Source organism: Aminobacter sp. Y103A (assembly GCF_030294925.1).
Lineage (GTDB): Bacteria > Pseudomonadota > Alphaproteobacteria > Rhizobiales > Rhizobiaceae > Aminobacter > Aminobacter ciceronei.
This window is the reverse complement of the sequence record NZ_AP017988.1, coordinates 167,574-187,893: the sequence shown is the minus strand read 5'-3', so window position 1 is coordinate 187,893 and position 20,320 is coordinate 167,574. Positions and strand designations below refer to the sequence as shown.

Here is a 20,320-nt window from a genome sequence, read left to right as displayed (position 1 = left end):
TTCCCTCCCGTCAGGGTTTGCAATTAGTCAGCCGCCGTGGCCGTGCAGCAGCTGCGCGTAGGCGTCGGCATATTGCCTGACCATGCGTTCGGCCGAAAAACGCCTGTCGAAGACGGCGCGGATCCTGTCGCGGTCGAGGCCGACCACCTGGTGGACCGCCGAGATCGCCGCCTCGTCCGTGTCGACGACCGCCCCTGTCACCCCCTCGTCGATGATCTCGTTCATGGCGCCGTTGTTCCAGGCGACGACGGGCGTGCCGAGCGCCATCGCCTCGATCACCACCAGGCCGAACGGTTCCGGCCAGTCGATCGGAAACAGGAGCGCTGCGGCATTGCCGAGAAGCTCGTCCTTCTCGGCATCGCCGACTTCGCCGATGAACTCGACGTTGACACCGTCGATCAGCGGCTCGATCCGATCGTGGAAATAGGCGCGGTCGTCGTCGCCGATCTTGGCGGCGATCTTGAGCCTGTAGCCGCTCCCGAGCGCGATCCTGATGGCCCTGTCCGGCCGCTTGTCCCTGGACAGCCGGCCCAGGAACACCAGATAGCCGCCTTGACCCGTCCACCTTTCGCTGCCTGGCCGGCGCGGCGGCAGGCCATGCTGGATCGTCGCCAGCCAGTTGGCATCGGCGAGCGGAAAGCGCTGCCGGTCGGAGATCGAGATCAGCGGAAAGCCGGGCCAGCGTTTGTAGGCGCCGGGAAGGTCCCGGTAGTCCAGGCGGCCATGCGGTGTCGTGACCGTCTTGCCAGCTATCTGCTCGAAGAAGGGGAAATGCAGGAAGTGGCTGAGATGGAAATGGATGACGTCGAACTCGGCGGCCCGGTTGCGCACCTCATGGAGTTGCGTGAGGTGGGCGGCGATCGCCGAAACAGGCGGATCCGGATCGAGGCGCAGGGCACAATCCCGCGAAGCGACAAGCGTCGCACGCGTGGTGGAGTCGCCGCTGGCAAACAGCGTGACGTCGTGGCCTAGCGCGACAAGCCCGTCGGCCAGATAGGAAATGATCCGTTCGGTGCCGCCGTAGAGACGCGGCGGCACGCTCTCATAGAGCGGCGCGACCTGGGCAATCTTCATGTTTTTCAGCCGTCCTTCCGAGGCAATATCCATCCCGCCAGCACAGGCTGTCCGAGGAGGAAATCGTCCCCGGCGACGATGGTTCCCGCAAAAGTGCGGATTGGGCGCGCGGGTCTCTTCTGGGGAACGAATGGAGTGCTCGCCGGTTAACCCCCATCCTCAAACGAGAAGAAGATGCGATGTATGCCCTGGCGCTTGCCACCGATTACGATGAAACCCTTGCCGACCATGGCGCCGTCACGCCGGCAGCGCTTGAGGCGATAAGGAAGCTCAAAGATTCCGGGCGGAAGCTCATTCTGGTGACGGGCCGCGAATTGCCCGATCTCAAGCGGGTGTTTGCAGAGCACGAAATCTTCGACCGCATCGTCGCCGAAAACGGCGCGCTGCTCTATACGCCGGCGACCCGCAAGTCGCGCCAACTGGCGCCGCCGCCGCCGCCGAAATTTGTCGACAGGCTCCGCCAGAGGGGCGTCGAGCCGCTGTATGTCGGCGAGACCATCGTCGCCACGCTTGTTCCCAATGAAACCATCGTGCTGGAGGAAATACGGGACCTCGGGCTCGAACTTGAGATCATCTTCAACAAGGGCGCCGTGATGGTGCTGCCCAGCGGCCTGAACAAGGCGACTGGGCTTCTGGCGGCGCTCGAAGAGCTGGAACTGTCGCCGCACAATGTCGTCGGCATCGGCGATGCCGAGAACGACCACGCTTTGTTGCGCACTGTCGGTTATGGCGTGGCGGTGGCAAACGCCCTGCCGACGGTCAAGGAGACGGCCGACCGCTCGACGCGGGCGGCGCGCGGCGCCGGCGTGGCCGAGCTTGTCGGTCTCGTGCTCGACAAGGATGCCGCCTTGATGGACACGGAAAGGCAACGCGTCGAGGTCGGCGCCGACGCTGCGGGCGTGGCTTCGGTGATTTCGCCTTATGGCGGCTGCAGTCTGATCGCCGGCACCTCGGGCATCGGCAAGTCGACGCTCGCCACCCTGCTGACGGAACGCTTCTTCAAGAAGGGCTACCAGTTCTGCGTTCTCGACCCCGAAGGCGACTACAGCCATCTCGAGAACGTCGTGGTGGTCGGCGACGCCGATGCGGCCCCGAACCTGCGCGAGATCCTCGACCTGCTGGAGAAGCCGACGAACAACGTCGCCGTCAACATGCTGGGCCTGAAGACCGACGAGCGGCCCGATTATTTCGCCAGGCTTCTGCCCGAGCTCGCCTCGCTGCGGGCGCGCAAGGGACGGCCGCACTGGCTCGTCATCGACGAAGCCCATCATTTGTTGCCGTCGGCCAGGGTCGGCAACTCCTTCGCCCTGCCCAACGAATTGCCGGCGACGATCCTTGTCACCGTCCATCCCGATCTGGTGTCGAAGGACGTGCTGCAGAAAGTCGAGGTGGTGATGGCGCTTGGGCCGGAGGCCGGCGCGGTCTTCGACAGCTTTTCCCAGACGGTCGGCGTCGACGGTCCGAAGGGCATCGTTCCGTTGTCGGAGCAGCAGATCCTGTTCTGGGACCGGGCATCGGGCCGGCCCGCCAAGGCGATCGAGGTCGACAAACCGAAACAGGCGCGCAAGCGCCACAAGCGCAAATATGCCGAAGGCGATCTGGGCGACAGCAGCTTCTATTTCCGCGGGCCCGACGGCGCCATGAGATTGAAGGCGCAGAACCTGATGATGTTCCTGCATATCGCCGAAGGCGTCGACGACGCGACCTGGGAGCATCATCTCAGAGCTGGCGATTATTCCAAATGGTTCGGCGGCAAGGTCAAGGACAAGGAACTGGCCGCGGAGGCGCGCGCGATCGAGGATAACGAACAGTTGGCGCCCGGCCAGAGCCGCGCCGCGATCGCCGACGCCGTTCGAAGCCGCTATACTGGGACGACTGGGTAGAGCTGAGGTGCGAGTTGCCGGGCTAGCAGCGACGGATCAGCTCGGGCATTCGCCTGACCAGGCTCGCCAGCGCCGGCTCGTCGACAAGGGTCGCCGCATCCTCGGGGCACAGCCATTTGCGGCCGCGCTCGGCCTCTTCCTTCCAGCTGTCGAGCACCGTCTCGACCGCCATCGGAAAGACGCGGACGATGATGGGGACAAAGCCGACCGACAGCCTCTTCCAGTAGCGGAAGGAGCCGATCGGAACCCTTGCCATCTGCCCGACAACGCCGGCTTCCTGCCTCGCTTCGCAGGCCGCCGCAGCCGCCGAGCTCTTCTTTTTCATCGGCCAGCCCTTTGGCACGACGAAGCGCCGCGTTCCGCGTGAGGTGATGAGCAACACCCGCATCGACCCATCCGCAGCCAGGCGATAGGGCAGTGCTGCGACCTGGTTGGCGGGATCGCCCTTGATCGCCGAGCGGATGGCACGCTTTTTCCGCTTGTTCATGGTCACAGACTCGCCGCGCCCTTGCGGATGCGCGTGGCGCCCAGCTGCTCGAGCGCCAGGCGAACGAAGCGCAGTTCCGCCTGCCAGCCGTCGTCGGCATTCATCGCGCTTTCGGACGCCGCCCGCTGCAAGGCGCGGGCATCGTCTTCCAGATGGCGCAGGCGCTGTATCTTGATCTCGCGGGAGGCGCGCGGATAATCGAGAATCTTCCGGCCCAGTTCTTCGCAAGGCGTATTCATGACGACACCTGAATTGTCTCGGCACCTGAAGACAATGACCGGTGCGCGGCTTGGTTCCGCTCATTCCTCAGATCGTTGATTGGCATCCGATCAGCCGCCGGCATCGGACCGGCAGGCGCACCGGATCAATAGCCGGCCAGCCAGGAAAAGCGCGCTGGCGGTGCCGAAGGCCACGGCAGGGTGGAACCAGCAACTCCAGCGGAGTGGTTCGTTGTCGGTCAAAAGCCGTATTGCAGGATGATCGAGGCGAGCGCGCCGAAGATCACCACCAAGTAGACCATTTCCTCTGCGGACATATCGCATCTGCGGCGGCTTTCTCTACGAACGCCCCCCGCCTCGTTGAAGCACGCAGCCTGACATAGGGCGTGAGCCTGCGAAGAACACCTCGAACGCCAGATTGGCTTGCGGCGTCATGCCATCAGCCGCTGCCGGGTTGCGCCGGCTGGGGACAGGACGAGCCGGCAGAAAGTTCGGAACCAGCCTCGTCGCGATGCGTTGGCCTTCAGATGCCCTGAACCCGAGGAGACCCCAAATGAACAATTTTATCGAAAGCGACAAGGTTATCGGTACCGAAGTTTACGGACCCGATGGCGCCCACATCGGCGAGATCGAACGCTTGATCCTCGAGAAGGTCGATGGCCGTGTTGCACATGCCGTGCTGAGCTTTGGCGGTTTTCTCGGCATGGGGCAGGACCGTTATCCATTGCCGTGGAACAAGCTGACCTACAATGAGGATCTGGGCGGCTTCCAGGTCGACATCACCCGGGAGCAGCTCGACGGAGCGCCGACCTACGTCGAAGATGATTGGTCGGAGGAGAACAATCGCCGTATTTACGACCATTACGGCGCTCAGCCCTACTGGTAACGCGGCAGGAGAGGGGTAACGACTTCAGCGACCGTTCCGGTCCATCACGAGGCGTGGCAAGGGTTCTTGCCACGCCCCGTCTCATGCGTCCGATGCGGGCGACGGGGTCGAAGGCAGCGGGTCGACAAAGGCAGGCGGAGCGGTCGATCCACAGGGCGGACCGCGTCGCATCCACGGGGAATACCGCCGCAGGCGCGATGAGCCCGGGGATCAAAAGAGCCTCGCGACCAACAAGCCTCGGCCTCAACGAACCTTGCCTTCAATGAACCTCGGGGAAACCTCGGGCTCAATGCGCCTCGCGCCGTTTGCGCGTGGCTGCGGCCTTCTTTGCCGAGGCCGAGCGGCGCGCAGCGGCTTCGCCGCCAGCCTTTCCGCCTTTCTTGGCCGAGGCGTTGCTGTCGGGCTTGCCGCGCCCCGAGCCCGACTTGTTGCCGCCGCCCGAATCCTTGTTGACCGTCGCCCAGGCCCGCCGCTCCGCCTCGTCGGCAGAGACGCCGCGGTCCTTGTAGCCTTCCTCGATATGCTCGGCCTTGCGCTTCTGCTTGTCGGTGTATTTGTCCTTGTCGCCTCTGGGCATGTCTTTTCCCCTTTGGTTCGCCGACCGCTGGCGGGCGTCAGACGTCGGGCAAGGCGGTCGAATGGATGCCGTGTTCGGTTGGCACGGCCGAGATGACGGCACTTTCCGGATTGAAGGCGCCGTGGTTCGCCAGCGCGGCTGCCGCCGGCTCGGGTGTCAGATAGGCCCACATGAAATCGTCGGCCGCTTCGCCGACGGCGGAAACGCTCCAGAAATAAGCGACGCCCCAGTCCGGACGATGAATTGTCTTGTCCATCGCCCGCAGCATCTCGAAATAGATGTCTTCGAACGGGATGTAGAACACGTCGGGCTCGCCTTCGACGCAGACCATCCGGGCCCGGGTCGTCGACGCGATGACGGCATCGGAAAAGGTGACGGTCACCGTTCCGTCGAAGGTGCCGATCTTGAGCTGTTCGGTTTGTGGTGCGGTCTGCATGATGAGCTCCTTCATTTCAGACGGCCCTCCAAATGCTTCGGCCCGGCTTAAACGTCGAATCCTTGCCCCGTCGTCTCCTTGGCCGCATCGTTCTCACCCGCATCGTTCCAGCCGGCACGGTTCCGCGCTGCATCAGTCCTGGCTGCACTGGTGGCTGCATCGTTGCGCAGGTGATCGTGCAACAGGCTGATTTCGGCCCAGCCGAACTGATCGCCCGACTGCGTGACGATGCTGGCCGAATGCATCTGCCGCGACGACGGCGTGGCGACGGCATGCCGGATCGCCTGCGCCAGATGCGCAAAGAATGTTCCGTGCGTGAAGCGGTCTTCGTAGAACGTCGCCGGGCAATTCAGATCGACCGTTTTTCCGTTGATGAGCATCGGTAGTGACTCCGTCGTGCGGGACTTTTGAGCATGGGTTGGTTGGTTGCTGTCGGCTGTCTGTGACGCGCACGATCGACGTGCTGCTCCCTAACCGCCGGCGGGCCGGGCGGTTCCACGCTCAGCGATCACGAAATCAAAGGCTTCAAGCGGCGCCGCTCTCGCTGCTCTGGTCCATGTGAAGGGCCCGCGGTTGCCCGGCGGAAGGCTGCTAGACAACACCACCGTGACGATACCGTGGGGGCGGTCCTCTGCTGCGCCTTCATCACCGCGCTTTCCTCCTGCCGTCCTGCTGGTTGCCGCTGTGCTCGAAATCTTCATCGCGCTAAGACCTGCGCTGGGAACTCTCGTTATGTCCTGCTATCGCGCTGCCAATGTCGCGGGCCACGCCATGGCGCAGTGTGATGCTGCTTCGCCAAAGGTATGCTTACAGCGTGGCGTAGCGCCCTTGAAAAATGATCGAATGCCATTCCCGGTCCCAGCCGATTTTCGAAAAAGATAGCTGGTTCGTTGAAATCGATGGAGCGAATGTCTTTCATGGGTAAGCAAAGGCTGCCACCAGAAGGGAGAGGACGCCGATAGCCATCAGCAGCAGGCCGGGGCCAGCAGCGACGTCCAAGGAGGCCTAACCCGCGGCGCCAAGGCTGGAGTGTGCAGCCTGAAAGGGTCAACATGGCTATCGCTGAAGGGCCGCGGTTGATAGCGGCCAAGGCTAGCATAGCAATACCGCAGACAGACAATATTGCACCAAACCACATCGTCGCGACCATGGTATTGCTCCCCTTTACAGTCGCAAACAACTCACTGATTGTCTCATTGATTCAGCGTGTGTTGTGTGACTTCCTGGACGCTGCCGGGGTCGCGTGCACGGTCCATGAGGCCGATGACGAAGAGGGCAACCACTGCGAATGCGACAGCCACCATCATGGCATAGAAGCCTGTTGTCTTATCCATTGAAACATCTCCCTGAGACGCCCGGAATCAACCGCCGGCAGCCCAAACGGTTCCGACGCGCCTTCCATCGGGCGCATGCGGGGTTGTTTGAGTACCCGCCTCAGGCGACAAGCTCCGCCGCCTTTCGGCCGCGGGGCTTTTTCAACCATGGAAATTGTCCATCTCTGCTAGCGCGTCCCAGCCAGTGCCGTCTCGCTAGTCGCCAGATTTGAGTATTGACCACCCTTCGCTACCGAAGGGTGGTGGCGATGATTGTTAGCGTAGGCTAATGTTAATTACCCTCGATGCATCCTGAGCATCTGCGGGTGTGTATTGAGTACCGCGGCGCGAAAGCGCCCAGGCAACAGGCTCCGTCATCGAAAGGTGGCGGGGCTTGTTTTGTTTCAAAATTGGGAAACAAAGAGCGGCCCGCTTGGACATCGCCAAGTCGGGCCGTCGGGCCATCGGCAGCCGACACAACGCTCATTCATTAATGCATAGCGCCGGCGCTTATCCCACACCTGCCGATCTAGTTTACTCTCAATGGCAACAGGCACAATTAGCTCATTGGATGTCAGCGGTAGGGCGGACTGGCCAGTCGGCGGTGTCAGGCGGGAACCCGGGGCGCCTTGGGGGATTATGTTAGCGGAGCGCGTGCCCCTCAGCTGCGTTCCAAGCAGCGGCCCTGCTGTTTCCAGCCGGTAGCGGCAGGTCTCGCGTATTTCTCCTTGATTTGAAAGCAGAGCAAAGCTGGCGCGTCGACAGAGGCTGGCCGATCACGTGGGCTCACGTTCTGAGCAAGCTGCGCAGCTGATCGGGCAGCATGTCTGGGTACAGCATGCCGGGGTAATCGACCGCATCTCGACAACCGGATCGACGCGTTGTGAAACAGTTCCGGGATTTCCCGCTTCCTTGTCGAGACGGTCTTACCGTACCGGATGACGGGAATGACAATCATAGCGATGCGTTTTGAGTTGGAGCGCCAGGCAACGACCCGAACCGTCAGGCGCTCTAGCAGCGAGGCCTGCCGCGAATTCGCCCTCCGGCAGGTCTTCGCTTAGGAATATTGGTCCTTCTCAGAGTTTCACGATACATACCGTAGCCGTTTTCGTCCCCTTCTCGGCCACAGATTGTTTAGCTGGCCTGCCGGCCTCCCAGAAGGGCAAGCCTTTCTCTGTCGGCCGCATCCGTCGGTCGTCGCAACGCCTCTGGCCCAGGTCGAAGGCGTAGAACAAGGCCGGAACTTTCCAGCCGGACAGCGCTCACAAGCTTGTTGAAGCTGGAGCGCCCACTTTCGTCCTGCGCCACCCTCTCGCCTTCAATGACGGCATCGCACTTGATCCACTCGCGCATGGCAACGCGGACCCCGTCCCTTGTCGATCAACCATAGAAACGTTGCGCCATGATAGCGTCGAGCTTGCTCCGCGATGAGCCGTAGCGCTTGATGATGGTCGCGGCTTCGCCTCGGCTCAAGTCGTACTTGCTGGCAAAGTCATCAATCTCATATTCCTGCTGCGAGGACGAGGATACGAGTTTGCGGTCCTCTTTTGTTTTGGTTGGATCGTCAGGCATTGGAGGCCTCCAATCATTATTAGAGAACCCTAAAACGCTGTTCGGTGTAATTCGATCCAGGCCAGCTGCAGAGCTTGGACGCCGCTCTCGGCTTGGCCCGGATGATCGAGAGCGATCATGCAGGCGTCATCGCCCGACGGCTCACATTATTTGCCCGTACCCCTACCTTGCAACTGGCCAGCAGAATTGACGGTGAAATGCGCATCGTCACGATCGAACGACACCCACGGACTGGCGCTCGGATTGCGACGGCAACCATCAGCCGCAACTAGAATGACGTTTGTTAGGCCTGTTTCCACTTAGAAACGATAGCGTAAGCCGATTGTATTTGCGTTCGATCCTTCGGCCATGTCGCCAAAAAAGCCGTTTGCCCCCGACCTGTGATGCAACTGGTAAACCAACTCAAGGTCAGGAATTTGTCTGAGTCGGAAGGAGAGTTCGGGACCGACGAACCCAAGTAGCGTTGCATCGCCGTCCCGGCTGATCTCGCGAAGGCGCTCGATCTCGGTAGGTCCAGTCACGGCACTAAGACCGACGGTTACCGCCGGCGCAATCGCCAGATCGCCTATGACAAGCCCATGGTGGCGGAGTCTCAGGCCGGCCCAAACCTCCCCGGTCGTCTCATCATCGTCGCCAAACCGGATTGCCGCCCCTGCTACCCCGCCAAGAACGAAGCCTGCTCCAAGTTCACGGAAATCGCGTCCAAAGGCCGCTCCAACGAGGTAATTGTCCGTGTAGTCCACGTTCCAGAATTGCAGATTGTCGCCGAAGGAGCCTTCGCCAAACACGCCCCCGAAAACATGGACGTCGTTCAGCCGAACCTGGCCTTCGGAGCTGACGAACGGATCCTGGGTTGCGATGTAAAAAAAAGGGGCGCCATCGCCTGCGTGAAGGCTGCTGGCCGGTGCCAGGAACAGAATTGCACTTATAAGCGGCTTCGCTCCAAACACGGACCTCTCCCGAATCAAACGCCCCGACGTTTGCTAATTTAGCATCGCGAGGGTCCGTCCATGCAAGTTCCTGAATGTCGCGATCCTCGGTCCAAGGCCAAGCTCGTGGCATAAGGCTGCCAGTAGCCGATATAGCGGTCGAGCTGCGCCCTGGCGGTGGCCGGCGCCAGCCGCATGAAGGCGAGCCATTCGACGAGCAGGCGCCTGACATTTTTCGCGCCTTCGACGTCGCCATGAACAACCACCGAAAACAGCCGTCCCGCGAGATGGCGGGGATAAGGCCAGCCCGCCAGTTCCGCCACCTTGGCCTCACCGGCCTGCTTGCCATGGGCGGCTGCCCACATTGGATAGATGTCGTTCATCCAGTCCTGGGTCTGGCCCAGCCCATGATTGGCGAGTGACAGAGCGGTGCAGCCGTCGAAGAGCACGCCTTGCAGGGGAAAGTTGCGGTCATATTCGCAGGCCAGCCGCGAGAAATCCGTTCTCCAGCGGCGCTAACGAAGACATATCGACGACAACCTGCTCGCCACCACTTCCGAAAAAACGACTCTGTGAAAATACGAGCTCCAGGCTCAAAGTCCGGCGGAGAGCTCCTATCCGGCCACTTGCCTTTGGAATGCGACGAAGGGCTAACGAAGTCCAAAAAACGACAGTATGGCCACTACGATGACAACCAGTCCAACCAGATAAATGATGTTGTTCATATCGGTCCTCCCGTGCATTTGATAGGCGACATCATCCAAACGCTAGGCAGTCGTCGAAGTTCCGCGCATGGCTGTGCGCCCATGTGACCGCGACCGCCCCCTGTCATGGGATATGCAACTCTTGGCGATTTCATCCGCTCGGCGGAAGACCCAACCAAGGAAGTGCTATGCGCGCTCAGATCATGGGAGGCGCAGTGTCGATGACAAGCTTGAAAAGACAGTCACCTGGCTCGGTCAGTGCCGGAGCACGTTGGCAGGCGACAAGGCCCGACTGCGCGAACTGCACCGATCTGGCAGTCACGGACGGCCCAGCAATCGGATGGATTGTGCCGGCAAGATCTCCGGCCTCAACCTCGTCGCCCACCGCCACTGCGGGCTCGAAGATCCCCCTGACGGGTGCATAGGTGAAGGCCTGCCTGCCATCGACCCGCATGGATCGTGTCGGCCCAGCCGGCTCGACGATGGCGTCGGGCAGGATGCCCATATGCTTCAGCACACGCAGCACCCCGTCGCGCGCGAGCTTTTCACCCGCCCGTGACAGTGACGCCCCGCCGCCCAGTTCGGTGGTCAGGGCAGGAATGCAGAGCGCCTGAGCTGTCGCCGACAGGGTCGTGGCGCCACCGCCGCCCGAACCGTCGCTGATCGAGCCGATGGGAGCGCCAAAGACATGCATGAGTTCGACGAGCCGTGCCGTCTCGGCTGCGGTCTTGCCCACGCGGATCAGGCAGCAGGGGAGATAGAGCAGCGAGGTGCCACCGGAATGCAGGTCGATGACGATGTCGGCGCGCGGCAGCAGCACCTCGGAGACATAGTGGGCGATTATGTCGGTCGGCGAGCCATTGGCGTCGCCGGGAAACATGCGGTTGAGATTGCCCTGATCGAGCGGCGACACGCGCCTGCCTGCGTCCACGGCGGGATAGTTCAATGCCGGCACGATGATGATGCGGCCGCGGAGGTCGCCGGCATCGAGCTGCCGGGCGAGCTTGCTGAGCGCGACCTGGCCTTCATACTCGTCGCCATGATTGCCTGATATCAGAAGAGCGGTTGGCCCGACACCATTCCTGATGCAGACGATCGGGATGGGAATGGTGCCATAGGCGGAACGGTCGCTTGAGAACGGCAATCGCAGGCAGGAGATTTGCTTGCCGTCTTTGTCAAAATCAACGTCCGTCCAGATGCGTGTATCCTTCGTCACCGGTCCGTCCCTTCTCATCTGCCCACACGTCGTCAATGCAGCAGCGTGTGGAGGAAAGACTGGGCACGCGGATGACTGGGCGTCGAAAAGAACGTCATCGGCGATGCCTGTTCGACAATGCTGCCCTGATCCATGAACACCACCTGGTCGGCAACCTCGCGGGCAAAGCCCATCTCATGGGTGACGCAGATCATCGTCATGCCTTCCTGGGCCAGCCCGGTCATGACATCGAGCACCTCCTTGACCATTTCGGGATCGAGCGCGGAGGTTGGCTCGTCGAACAGCATCAGCCGCGGGTTCATGCAGAGCGCGCGCGCAATCGCCACCCGCTGCTGCTGTCCACCTGACAATTGTGCAGGGTATTTGTCGGCCTGTTCGGGAATGCGGACCTTTTCCAGGAAATGCCGTGCCAGGCTCTCAGCCTCCTTGCGCGGCATTGAAAGAACCCGGCGCAGCGCAAGCGTGCAGTTCGACAATACAGTCAGATGCGGAAACAGGTTGAAGCTCTGGAACACCATTCCGGTCTGCCGACGGGCCAGTGCTGTCTCCCTGGCATTGTCGCCCAGCCGGGTCGTGCCCAGTGTCACGGTCCCCTGCTGGTAGGCTTCAAGCCCGTTGAGGCAGCGGATCAGGGTGGATTTGCCTGAACCGGAAGGTCCGCAGATCACGACGCGGGAGCCGCTTGGGATTGTGAGGTTGACCTCCTTCAACACATGGAAGGCGCTGTACCATTTGTTGAGCGAGGTGATCTGGACGGCTGGTTTGTCATCTATGAGGGGCATGAAGTACCTCTGTATTCGCTTGAAGGTAGCGATCTAAGTATCTGATTTCGTGCAAACGACTGGGATGCCGGCTTGTCGGCTACCTGGTCGTCGGCCCCATCAGCCTGACCTCGAGCCGCTTGATGGCCTGCGAGATGAGGAGTGCGAGACCGAGGAAAATGAGGCCGGCGACCGTCAGCGGCTCGGCATAGCGGTAGGTCTCGGATGCGATGTCGAAGGCACGTCCGAGCATCTCCGGCACCGCAAGCACCGCCAGATAGGGCGTCGCCTTGAGGATAGAGACGAAGTAATTGCCCATGGGTGCCGCGATGTTGCGCAGCATCTGCGGCGCGATGACAAAGATGGTCATATCCATCCTGCCGAGCCCAAGTGCCTTTGCGGCTTCCGCCTGACCGTTGGGGATGGCATCGATGCCGGCCTTGAACACCTCCGCGAGATAGCCGCTGTAGTAGAGGCTGAGCCCGATCATGCCTGTGGCAAGCGCACCAAGGCGAATGCCGTAAAAGGGCAGGATGAAATACAGGCAGTAGAGCCAGACCAGCACCGGCGTCGCCCTGATGAAGTCGATCACGAAGCGGATGAACAGTCCTCCCAGCCCGCCGGAGCGGCGGACGAGTTCAAGGCCGAAGCCTATTGCCGAGGCACCAACGCAGCTGACCGCTGCCACCAGCAGCGTCATGCCGATGGCGCCAAGGATGGTCGGCACCGTCGAAAGCGTAAAGGCCACATCAAACGCCACAACGCGCCTCCCTTGCCGGGTTGATGCGTCGTTCCACCCAGCGGCCGAACAGGGCGACCGGATAACAGACGATGAAATAGGCGAGCAGCAGCGAGCTGTAGATCGGCACCGGGTCATACTCGATCTGGGAGATCTCCTTGGCGCGGAAGGTCATGTCTGTCAGCGTCACCAGCGAGACAAGCGATGTCGCCTTCACCAGTTGGATGAGCTGGTTGATGAAGGTCGGGCTCATCGCCACCAGCGCCTGCGGCAGTTCGATGCGCAACAGGATGGTGGACCGCGATAGCCCCAGTGCCTGGCCAGCTTCTTTCTGGCCACGGTCCAATGCCTGCAGGCCGGCTCTCACCGCCTGGCTGGCATAACCGCCAATGTTGAGCCCCAGCACCATGGCACTGACCGTCATTGCCGACAGCGCCAGTCCGGCCAGGGGCAGGGCGTAATAGAACACGAACAGCAGGATGATGACGGCCGAGCTGCGCCAGAACTCGATGACCGACGTCACCACGAACCGCGCCGGGCCCGTCGTCAAATATTGGGCGACGCCAAAGATGAGGCCGAAGGGAATGGCAAAGACCAGGCCATAGAGCGTCACCAAAGCAGTGACGCGAAAGCCCTGCAGGATGCCGAGCCAGATCTCGAGCATGTTCATTTGCCGGCACCATCCGTGCCACAGAGCTTCTCGACGGTGACGGTATCAGGCACGACCTCGGTTTCGCCAAAGCCATATCTGGCCATGACCTTGGAAACCGTGCCGTCCTTTGTCAGCGCCAGAAGCCTTTCATCCCACAGTGCGCGCAAATCCTGGTCTTCGCTGCGAAACGCGACTGCGGCATAGGTGGCCTGTTCGTCTGTCGTCACGAAGGGTGTCGCACTCTCCAGGCCCTTGAGCTTGCCGCTGGCAAGCAGCCCGATCACGGTAGGAGACGACAGCACCGTCGCATCGATGCGGCCGGAGCGCAGGGCCGAGATGTTGGCCTCGATGTCGGGGAACAGCAGCATGTTGCTTTCCGGCACGCCGGCGACAGTCGCATTCCTGACTGACACGCTGCCGCGGCCGGCACCCATGATGATCTGCTTGCTGACGATATCGTCAAAGCCATGGATCTGTTTTGGATTACCAGTGAGCACGATGGCTGCGTCATGGACCTTCAGATCGGGTGCACCGAAGGCAACCTGCCGGCAGCGCTCCGGCGTGATCGAGAGACCAGAGGCCACCGCATCGAAGCGGCCGGCCAGCAGGCCCGGGATGAGGGCGCCGAACTCGGTGACCCTGATGTCGATCTCCTTGACGCCAAGTTCGGCAAAGGCAGCCCGCAACAGATCAGGATGCCATCCCTTTGCATCGCCGGTGGCTTCATCGCGAAAACCCCATGGCGTCCGATTGTGAATGCCGATGACGATCTTGCCCTCGCGCAGGATGCGCTCCTTGGTCGTCTCGGCAAAGGCCGGACCACCTGGCAAGGCAACGATCAGCGCGAGCAAAACGCACCACATGAATGCAAGCCGCAGGCGTACAGAACTTCTGAAGGTCATTTCTCTCTCTCCCATTGTTGTAAAAGGTGCCTCCCACCCGCCGATCCAGGGCACGCCTGATGCGTGACCGCGGGCATCGCTGCCTCGCATCCCGCAGTCCTGCAGTGCGTTTCAGCTTCGCCGTTGATGGCTTTCGCGGGCTATGGTGCCGTCCGACATGGATGCGCGAAGGCGGTTCGTCTCGCCGTCCAGGCCGCGATCCCCGGCGGGCTGGCGCCGGCTGTCCGCCGGCAGCACGTCCGCGCCGCGGTCACCCAATGCCTGGAGATCCGCCAGGACCGACTGAACTTGCGGCCAGGGAAATGCCGATGTGTCGCCCATATTCTCGCCGCCGCCGGCAATGATCTTCAGTTTGGCGATCACCCCGGCCAGTGATTGGGCGGGAGTGGCAGCAACAGCGTCGAGGATCTCCTCTTCGGCCTCAACGGCCTGCGCCTCGGCGGCACGGGTTCGTGAGTAGCCGACCTCCCGGTCGAGCTTGTCCCAACGTGCCTGCTGATCTGCTGGCTGCGGTGCGCGGTGCCCTTCGTTCTCAGGTCCACCGCTGGGTTCAGAAGCCTGCAGGGCATTCCTGATCCTTATCTCCAGACGCTGCTGCAGCCGGCACAAAACCACGGCCATGTGGTGTGCCTGTTCCCACTCCTGCAGAAGGACCACGCATGGGTCGATGGTGCCAAGCAAACGCGCGGCGATCTTCTCGGCCGGTCTCACGCCAAGCGAGCTGTCACCTTCCGCTTCGTCATCCACAGCACAGCTCTTCCTTCGTCCCCCTTGGGTGACGAAAGGCAAAGCTGTGGTATTGTCGGAATCAGCCATGATCCGAGCTCCAACCAGCTAGGGTTTGGTCAGGCCGAGTAGGTGTTCCAGCAACTACTCGGCCGTCTACAGAGCCAAGTTCTTATACAAATTGATTGATGTCAATCGGAATGTTTAGTTGAAATCGCCAGTTTTGACGATGGAGCAGTGCCGGGGCGCTCGCGCGATGCTTAGCTGGAGCCAAGAGGATTTGGCTCAGGCGGCAGATGTATCTCGACAAACAGTGGCAGACTATGAACGGGGTGCTCGGGTCCCTATCTCGAACAACCTCAAGAGCATGGCTCAGGCCCTAGAGAAAGCTGGTATCGAATTTCTACCTGATAACGGAATTCGATTTACACGAAACCGGCCCGTGTAATCGGGCGTGATCCCGTGCATCTGCACGAAAAACGGCCCAAAACCTGACTGTCCGTACGGCTTCTGCTGTTCGCCCCGACCAGCGCCAACTGCGGCTTTGGGCGGGGTGGGGGTGAGCTGCAGCTGGCGCTAAGCTCATGAGCTGCCTTGGGGGGCGGCAGGAGCCTGACTGCAAAGTAGACAGAGCTAACGCAACGTCAAGCAACGCCAGCGTGTCTGGCGGAGACCTACCGCAACTAGCGAATGCCACGGCTTTTTGGCCCTGATGATCTCGCGCTGCGCCTTCCGCTTCTCGTAGACCTGTACTCGAACTAGAACTTTCGGACGTAAATTTCCGGCTGCAGGCAGGGCCTCGATCTTGATGGCCAGCTGTTACCACCGATGGAACCAGAGTTGGTATCTTGGCGGTCTGACTACGCCTTAGTCTTCCTTCCGGCTTTTTTCACAGGCTTCTTGTCCCCAGGCTTTCGACCGAGGCCGAACTGCTTCGCCAACTCCGAGCGCCTGGCCGAATACCCGGGAGCTACCATGGGGTAGTCAGAGGGCAGGGACCACTTGGAACGATATTGGTCAGGGGTAAGCCCCACAAGACCAAGATGCCGCTTCAGGGTTTGATATTTCTTCCCGTCTTCCAGGCTGATGATGTACCTGTCCGTGACAGTCTTCTTGATGGGCATCCGGGGTGTTGGCCGCTCTTCCACCGGCGTCGCCGGAGTGCCGAGCGTGCTGATGCTGGAATGGATTTGGGCAATCAAACCAGGCAGTTCTCCGGCCGGGACTGGATTGTTCGGAACATAGGCGGCCACGATATCGGCAGTGAGCTCAATCAGCTGACTATTGGGCTTCAGCAATATCGGTCATCACAATACCTCGGGAGAGTACTCGGCTACCAAGCTCCGGTAGCGGAATTTTGCCGGCGACGAAACCCAGGGGTTCCCAAAAGCACAAACTCGGCCGCCGTTGGACGTCCGCTTCGCGCCCATACTCAGCCGTTCAGAGGCGATCTCTCGTTTCTCGAAACCTGCCATTCGTTCGCTTGGCTGATTGCCTCAGCCGCTTTGGCATCACTCCAAGGAAGGATTGGTCGCCTCCGCGAATATTCCGCCCAAGTCGTCAAATCGAGGATCAAGCGATATTTGTCGCGTAGGCGTTCGAACAACAGCCGGTCGCGCGGCTCCGGCATACCTAGCGGTGCCGGCTTCGATTTTAAGTATTTGCCAAGCACACCGAGTAGGAAATCCGGCGCACTGATTCCGAGATGAGGCTTTGAGACCGGTTGGATGCTAAACCCGGCGGGCCGGCGGTCATCGCTGGCCTTGAGCCCATCGAACGCGCGTTGGACAAGTGCCTCGACCTTGGCGGCGGAGACCTTGTCGTTCTGCTCAAAGTAGAGAAACGCGAATTGGCTTTCCGCGGCTTTCAGCCTGCGCTCGATCATCGCACCAAGCAGCCGGAGATAGGTCTTCTCATAGCTGCTCGGCCCGTCATATTCGGCGAACGCCACATACCCCTCGAAACGCATCCCGGCGAGGCGCTTTATGTATTCGATCCTGAGATCCTCGGTCGCATCCACATAATGGAGCCCGCGCTTCCGCAGCGCTTCCGCATCTCCGTCCAGAAACATGTCCGCCAACGCTGCGGTCAGCACCTGCTGCCCCTCGGTGACCATCCGGGGACCATGCTGGCTCACGGTCATGCCGATCGCGAGGATCTTACGATCTCCTCGCTCGAACTCGGCCTCGTCGATGAAGAGATAGAAAGGTGCTCGGTGTTGTCCGCGCGGCACGAAGCTCGGCTTCATGCCTTCCGCCTGCAGCGCCGCCCGCCAGCACGTCTTTAGCTGCGTGGCGATCGTCGGCTCATGATGCGCGACAAAGCGAACCGTCCCGTCGATCCGATTCACTTCCTGCTGAACCACGCTAGGATCATTGACGCCAACGTGCCGGAGGTGGTCTGCAAGACCGAACTTTCCCGCGTAATGGAGCTCCTGCCGCAACCGGCGTTTTCGCGCGCGCGGCACATGCGGCTGCGCGGAATCGCTTATGCTGAGCCCCGTTACATAGTGCGCCTGGCCGATCTTAGATCGGCGCGTCTTCTGCTCCGCGAGCAAGAAGCCCTGCTCCTGGACCAGTTGGCGGATCGCATCGAGTTCAGGCAGCCCAGCATCGCCGGAGAAGCTTAGATCGTCGGCATAGCGCGTGTAAGTGGCGTCCATACGCCTAGCCAGAGCCTCGCACGCGAGGTCGAGCGGCAGTGCGATCGCGTTTGAGATCACCGGGCTGGTCGGAAGCCCGAGCGGTAGTGCACCGCCGATTGTCACAAATCTCGCGAGCAGATCGGCAACACTAGGCATGATACCGAGAGCTTCAAACAGCTGCGCAATCCGATCTTTCGAGATCGACGGGAAAAAGTCTTGAAGGTCGGTTGCCAGCAACGCTGCATGACCCGCATGCGCCCCGGCGTTCTCGCGAATGTTGCGGCCAGGACGATATCCGTACACGGCGTCGTGCGGGTAGCCGGGAAGCGCGATACGGAAGAAGGTTTCGAGGCGTCGGGCGAGCGCCTTGTATTCGGGCTTCATCAGTAGCGGTTCCCATACGGTACGATAGCCGCGCTTCCGGTTCCGTTTCGGGATATCGTGCCGGAAAAATACAAGAACATCGGCAATCGACACGGCCTTTACAGCCCGCCGTGCGGCTTCTCGTTGTTGTTCTTGGGATGTCGGCGGATCAAAGGCAAGGACCGCATCGAACATGGCCTCGTCGGTTCCGATTGCGACGATCAGTGCTTTGCGGCTAGTGATACGGCGGAAATCCGCAGGGAAGGTCATTCGCCCTGTTCCCTGAAAGGGGTGGCATACCATACGAAGCAAGTGGTGCTGAACTCAGCAAGCGCGACTCGCGCCTTGAACCTTATCGCCATGCCACCCCCCGCACGATCTTATACGCCACGTCGGTAAAGGTGCAATCTGATGTTGGAGGATCGCAGGTTGGTATTCCGAGAGCAGACATCGCCATGGCAAGGCTGAGATCGATGGTGTTGTTCATCGAAAATGATGCCCGTGTTGCGATCAGACATGCACTATTCAACTTGATCATCCACTGAGGCCCCCAGCTTTGTTATCAACTTATCCTTGTTGGACTTCGTCCATTTAAGGAATAGGTGGCAGGTCGGTCCTGAAAAAATCGGTTTCAACGTGACAAGCCAGTTTTCATATTCGTCTTTCGGCAAGCAAACCGCGCCAGAAATGAAAGCTGGCTGTTCGAAAGGCGGGATCTGTCCGACAGCAGCCTTGTTCATGCGAAAAAAATGCTTGTTGTTCGTCCTGCTCCGGATGATGTGAAGCTGCCTCTTGTCCAGCAGAGACGGAAGACTTTCGACCTGCTTGAATTGGGCTGCGGCGATAGGCACGGTCCCGCGCACGAACAGCTCTAGGAGCCAGGTCCGGATCAGTTGGACGCTGGAGGCCGGAGGTTCCAAGATCGCAGCAACAACGCTATCCGCAAGGCTGTTGAAGCAACCTGGGGTGTCCTCCTCTAAAGCCTGCATCAGCAGGCTGACCTCCTTTGCGAAAACTACAAGTTCCGAAAAGTTCGCTGCGATATATTCGATGGCGTCTGGGGGCTTCACGATTTTAAGAGCGCGGAAAATCACCTTGATCCGGCCAACGTCATAGTCCTCTTTGCCGATTTCCTCCTGAAGAAAACCAAGCAAATTAAGCGCTTTGAGGGCCTCCACATCCTCAGGGTCCGGCGAATCCTCGAAATAGATGTCGGCAGTTAGGGTTTCGAGGGCCTCACCCTCGGCTTCCTCCGATATGTCGCTCGTCAGTCCCTTGAGCGCTTCCAGATACGCCCCCCGCGACATGACTTTCGTCTTTGCAGCGTTTAGCGATAAGCCCTCATTTATGCTGAGTTGCTGGGCAAGAAAGCTCAGGACGTCGTACGGATTATCTCCTGCGTTCAGAAAGATGCGAAAATCGTCGACAAACCGCGTGGCTATGATGCCGTGGTCCATGAGCGCCTTATCGGTGTCGGAAAGGGCCAATTCAGCCAATAGTCTCGCGGCAGTGCCGCCAACTGGCAATCCAAACGATTGCTTCGCCCGGATGACCTTGATCACCTTCTTGATGTACCTTGCTGCGCCATTCGCGGGGGCGGCCTCATCGAGCAGATTTTCCAAGCGGTGAAAATTTATGCGGGCATAGAAGTCCGAGATATCCGTTAATACCACCTGCTTGATCTTGAGGCTGTTCTGAATTCGATTCTGCTGCGCATGGAGCCAATCCTTAAATGTACGGTTCGGTAGGAACAGTGACCCATCGGTCGTGCTGTCGAAACGATACGAAAACGCCTCAAGGCCCTTCGCATCAGGTCGTCTAGCCTCGATCAAGGAGCCGATCTCTATCACCGCGGCCAGAAGCAGGACCGTGTCCACAGCGCTCAATTGGTGAGTAATCCTGAAGCCGAAACGGCTCTTCGGCGCGAGAGCCTCCAACGCTCCACCCGGGTTATAGGAATCAAGGTCAAGCTCCTTGAGTTCAGTGACGATGGCTGCGCTTTCGTCTCGAAAGAACGCAAGCTCCGGCAAATGCGGGAATACATCGGTGTCACCGTATTTGCAAAGGTGCTTTATTGCGTTGTCAAGTGAGGAATCAGATAGTTTAAACACAAAGAATACCTGCCTTATGTATTATGGGTGATGATTTGAACATGCCCAATGATACTGGGGAATATAACTTCCTCGCGATATCCACTCATTTCATCCATATTGGCAACCGCCTAGACATGATTTGAGC

At 60.3% G+C, this 20,320-nt stretch carries 21 protein-coding genes and 1 pseudogene; 3 read left to right on the top strand and 19 right to left on the bottom strand.

Translation table 11 applies throughout. The features are described 5' to 3' along the window. Positions 1-27: 27 nt before the first annotated feature. Positions 28-1,074 (bottom strand): glycosyltransferase family 4 protein, encoded by a 1,047-nt coding sequence (locus Amn_RS30820; RefSeq protein WP_286299168.1) that lies wholly within the window; start codon positions 1,072-1,074, stop codon positions 28-30. 179 nt (positions 1,075-1,253) lie between these two features. On the opposite strand from Amn_RS30820, the gene Amn_RS30815 reads away from it, so the two are divergent. Then, positions 1,254-2,957: an HAD-IIB family hydrolase gene (locus Amn_RS30815; RefSeq protein ID WP_286299165.1), complete on the top strand. Its 1,704-nt coding sequence runs from the start codon at positions 1,254-1,256 to the stop codon at positions 2,955-2,957. Positions 2,958-2,979: 22 nt separating this feature from the next. Here the strand turns inward: Amn_RS30815 and Amn_RS30810 are convergent, their stop codons facing one another. Together Amn_RS30810 and Amn_RS30805 are read right to left on the bottom strand one after the other, a co-directional pair. Beyond that, positions 2,980-3,444 (bottom strand): NUDIX hydrolase, encoded by a 465-nt coding sequence (locus tag Amn_RS30810; protein WP_286299164.1) that lies wholly within the window; start codon positions 3,442-3,444, stop codon positions 2,980-2,982. A 2-nt stretch (positions 3,445-3,446) separates the two neighbouring features. Continuing rightward, the gene (locus Amn_RS30805) at positions 3,447-3,683 is read right to left on the bottom strand and encodes a hypothetical protein (RefSeq protein WP_286299163.1); all 237 of its coding nucleotides are present in this window, start codon (positions 3,681-3,683) and stop codon (positions 3,447-3,449) included. A gap of 532 nt (positions 3,684-4,215) precedes the next feature. Between Amn_RS30805 and Amn_RS30800 the strand changes: the two genes are divergently transcribed. Beyond that, positions 4,216-4,548, top strand: a complete 333-nt coding sequence (locus Amn_RS30800; protein ID WP_286299161.1) for a PRC-barrel domain-containing protein — start codon at positions 4,216-4,218, stop codon at positions 4,546-4,548. Positions 4,549-4,834: 286 nt separating this feature from the next. Here Amn_RS30800 and Amn_RS30795 read toward each other — a convergent pair whose 3' ends face one another. From Amn_RS30795 to Amn_RS30735, 13 genes and pseudogenes are all read right to left on the bottom strand, one after another. Beyond that, a complete protein-coding gene (locus tag Amn_RS30795) occupies positions 4,835-5,125 on the bottom strand; it encodes a plasmid stabilization protein (protein ID WP_286299159.1) in 291 nt (96 codons plus the stop codon). Positions 5,126-5,162: 37 nt separating this feature from the next. Then, complete coding sequence (locus Amn_RS30790; protein WP_286299156.1) at positions 5,163-5,576, bottom strand: DUF427 domain-containing protein; 414 nt, start codon at positions 5,574-5,576, stop codon at positions 5,163-5,165. Between the two features lie 32 nt (positions 5,577-5,608). Next, the gene (locus tag Amn_RS30785) at positions 5,609-5,941 is read right to left on the bottom strand and encodes a hypothetical protein (RefSeq protein ID WP_286299155.1); all 333 of its coding nucleotides are present in this window, start codon (positions 5,939-5,941) and stop codon (positions 5,609-5,611) included. An 813-nt stretch (positions 5,942-6,754) separates the two neighbouring features. Further along, the gene (locus Amn_RS30780) at positions 6,755-6,895 is read right to left on the bottom strand and encodes a hypothetical protein (RefSeq protein ID WP_286299153.1); all 141 of its coding nucleotides are present in this window, start codon (positions 6,893-6,895) and stop codon (positions 6,755-6,757) included. A 1,359-nt stretch (positions 6,896-8,254) separates the two neighbouring features. Further along, positions 8,255-8,446 carry a DUF3606 domain-containing protein gene (locus tag Amn_RS30775; RefSeq protein WP_067969365.1) on the bottom strand — a complete coding sequence of 64 codons (192 nt, stop codon included), beginning with the start codon at positions 8,444-8,446 and terminating at the stop codon, positions 8,255-8,257. Positions 8,447-8,745: 299 nt separating this feature from the next. Continuing rightward, positions 8,746-9,396: a hypothetical protein gene (locus tag Amn_RS30770; RefSeq protein ID WP_286299146.1), complete on the bottom strand. Its 651-nt coding sequence runs from the start codon at positions 9,394-9,396 to the stop codon at positions 8,746-8,748. A 101-nt stretch (positions 9,397-9,497) separates the two neighbouring features. After that, positions 9,498-9,875, bottom strand: a pseudogene (locus tag Amn_RS30765) (NADPH-dependent FMN reductase); the annotation flags it as partial. Between the two features lie 400 nt (positions 9,876-10,275). Beyond that, positions 10,276-11,295, bottom strand: a complete 1,020-nt coding sequence (locus Amn_RS30760) for a succinylglutamate desuccinylase/aspartoacylase family protein (RefSeq protein ID WP_286299144.1) — start codon at positions 11,293-11,295, stop codon at positions 10,276-10,278. Positions 11,296-11,327: 32 nt separating this feature from the next. After that, positions 11,328-12,077 (bottom strand): amino acid ABC transporter ATP-binding protein, encoded by a 750-nt coding sequence (locus tag Amn_RS30755; RefSeq protein WP_286299142.1) that lies wholly within the window; start codon positions 12,075-12,077, stop codon positions 11,328-11,330. 79 nt (positions 12,078-12,156) lie between these two features. Continuing rightward, on the bottom strand, positions 12,157-12,816 hold the full coding sequence (locus Amn_RS30750) for an amino acid ABC transporter permease (RefSeq protein ID WP_286299139.1): 660 nt from the start codon (positions 12,814-12,816) through the stop codon (positions 12,157-12,159). Then, positions 12,806-13,465 carry an amino acid ABC transporter permease gene (locus Amn_RS30745; RefSeq protein ID WP_286299137.1) on the bottom strand — a complete coding sequence of 220 codons (660 nt, stop codon included), beginning with the start codon at positions 13,463-13,465 and terminating at the stop codon, positions 12,806-12,808. The genes Amn_RS30750 and Amn_RS30745 overlap by 11 nt, the downstream gene beginning before the upstream one ends. Further along, a complete protein-coding gene (ehuB, locus tag Amn_RS30740; protein ID WP_286299135.1) occupies positions 13,462-14,349 on the bottom strand; it encodes an ectoine/hydroxyectoine ABC transporter substrate-binding protein EhuB in 888 nt (295 codons plus the stop codon). Before ehuB ends, Amn_RS30745 begins: the two co-directional genes overlap by 4 nt. A 111-nt stretch (positions 14,350-14,460) precedes the next feature. Continuing rightward, on the bottom strand, positions 14,461-15,165 hold the full coding sequence (locus Amn_RS30735; RefSeq protein WP_286299133.1) for a hypothetical protein: 705 nt from the start codon (positions 15,163-15,165) through the stop codon (positions 14,461-14,463). A 139-nt stretch (positions 15,166-15,304) separates the two neighbouring features. On the opposite strand from Amn_RS30735, the gene Amn_RS30730 reads away from it, so the two are divergent. Continuing rightward, positions 15,305-15,523, top strand: coding sequence for a helix-turn-helix transcriptional regulator (locus Amn_RS30730; protein WP_192321883.1), 219 nt, complete (start codon positions 15,305-15,307; stop codon positions 15,521-15,523). Positions 15,524-15,935: 412 nt separating this feature from the next. Here Amn_RS30730 and Amn_RS30725 read toward each other — a convergent pair whose 3' ends face one another. From Amn_RS30725 to Amn_RS30715, 3 genes are all read right to left on the bottom strand, one after another. Next, positions 15,936-16,373, bottom strand: coding sequence for a Ros/MucR family transcriptional regulator (locus tag Amn_RS30725; RefSeq protein WP_286299131.1), 438 nt, complete (start codon positions 16,371-16,373; stop codon positions 15,936-15,938). A gap of 134 nt (positions 16,374-16,507) precedes the next feature. Next, complete coding sequence (locus Amn_RS30720) at positions 16,508-18,352, bottom strand: reverse transcriptase family protein (protein ID WP_286299129.1); 1,845 nt, start codon at positions 18,350-18,352, stop codon at positions 16,508-16,510. Between the two features lie 251 nt (positions 18,353-18,603). Beyond that, on the bottom strand, positions 18,604-20,193 hold the full coding sequence (locus tag Amn_RS30715) for a reverse transcriptase domain-containing protein (protein ID WP_286299127.1): 1,590 nt from the start codon (positions 20,191-20,193) through the stop codon (positions 18,604-18,606). Positions 20,194-20,320: the final 127 nt, after the last annotated feature.

What these genes read in the sequence shown, in the direction of transcription:
- Amn_RS30780 (WP_286299153.1), bottom strand. Translation starts at nt 6,895, where the DNA reads ATGGATAAGACAACAGGCTTCTATGCCATGATGGTGGCTGTCGCATTC.
- Amn_RS30745 (WP_286299137.1), bottom strand. Translation starts at nt 13,465, where the DNA reads ATGAACATGCTCGAGATCTGGCTCGGCATCCTGCAGGGCTTTCGCGTC.
- Amn_RS30720 (WP_286299129.1), bottom strand. Translation starts at nt 18,352, where the DNA reads ATGACCTTCCCTGCGGATTTCCGCCGTATCACTAGCCGCAAAGCACTG.
- Amn_RS30805 (WP_286299163.1), bottom strand. Translation starts at nt 3,683, where the DNA reads ATGAATACGCCTTGCGAAGAACTGGGCCGGAAGATTCTCGATTATCCG.
- Amn_RS30775 (WP_067969365.1), bottom strand. Translation starts at nt 8,446, where the DNA reads ATGCCTGACGATCCAACCAAAACAAAAGAGGACCGCAAACTCGTATCC.
- ehuB (WP_286299135.1), bottom strand. Translation starts at nt 14,349, where the DNA reads ATGACCTTCAGAAGTTCTGTACGCCTGCGGCTTGCATTCATGTGGTGC.
- Amn_RS30785 (WP_286299155.1), bottom strand. Translation starts at nt 5,941, where the DNA reads ATGCTCATCAACGGAAAAACGGTCGATCTGAATTGCCCGGCGACGTTC.
- Amn_RS30820 (WP_286299168.1), bottom strand. Translation starts at nt 1,074, where the DNA reads ATGAAGATTGCCCAGGTCGCGCCGCTCTATGAGAGCGTGCCGCCGCGT.
- Amn_RS30730 (WP_192321883.1), top strand. Translation starts at nt 15,305, where the DNA reads ATGGAGCAGTGCCGGGGCGCTCGCGCGATGCTTAGCTGGAGCCAAGAG.
- Amn_RS30795 (WP_286299159.1), bottom strand. Translation starts at nt 5,125, where the DNA reads ATGCCCAGAGGCGACAAGGACAAATACACCGACAAGCAGAAGCGCAAG.
- Amn_RS30735 (WP_286299133.1), bottom strand. Translation starts at nt 15,165, where the DNA reads ATGGCTGATTCCGACAATACCACAGCTTTGCCTTTCGTCACCCAAGGG.
- Amn_RS30800 (WP_286299161.1), top strand. Translation starts at nt 4,216, where the DNA reads ATGAACAATTTTATCGAAAGCGACAAGGTTATCGGTACCGAAGTTTAC.
- Amn_RS30755 (WP_286299142.1), bottom strand. Translation starts at nt 12,077, where the DNA reads ATGCCCCTCATAGATGACAAACCAGCCGTCCAGATCACCTCGCTCAAC.
- Amn_RS30810 (WP_286299164.1), bottom strand. Translation starts at nt 3,444, where the DNA reads ATGAACAAGCGGAAAAAGCGTGCCATCCGCTCGGCGATCAAGGGCGAT.
- Amn_RS30790 (WP_286299156.1), bottom strand. Translation starts at nt 5,576, where the DNA reads ATGAAGGAGCTCATCATGCAGACCGCACCACAAACCGAACAGCTCAAG.
- Amn_RS30815 (WP_286299165.1), top strand. Translation starts at nt 1,254, where the DNA reads ATGTATGCCCTGGCGCTTGCCACCGATTACGATGAAACCCTTGCCGAC.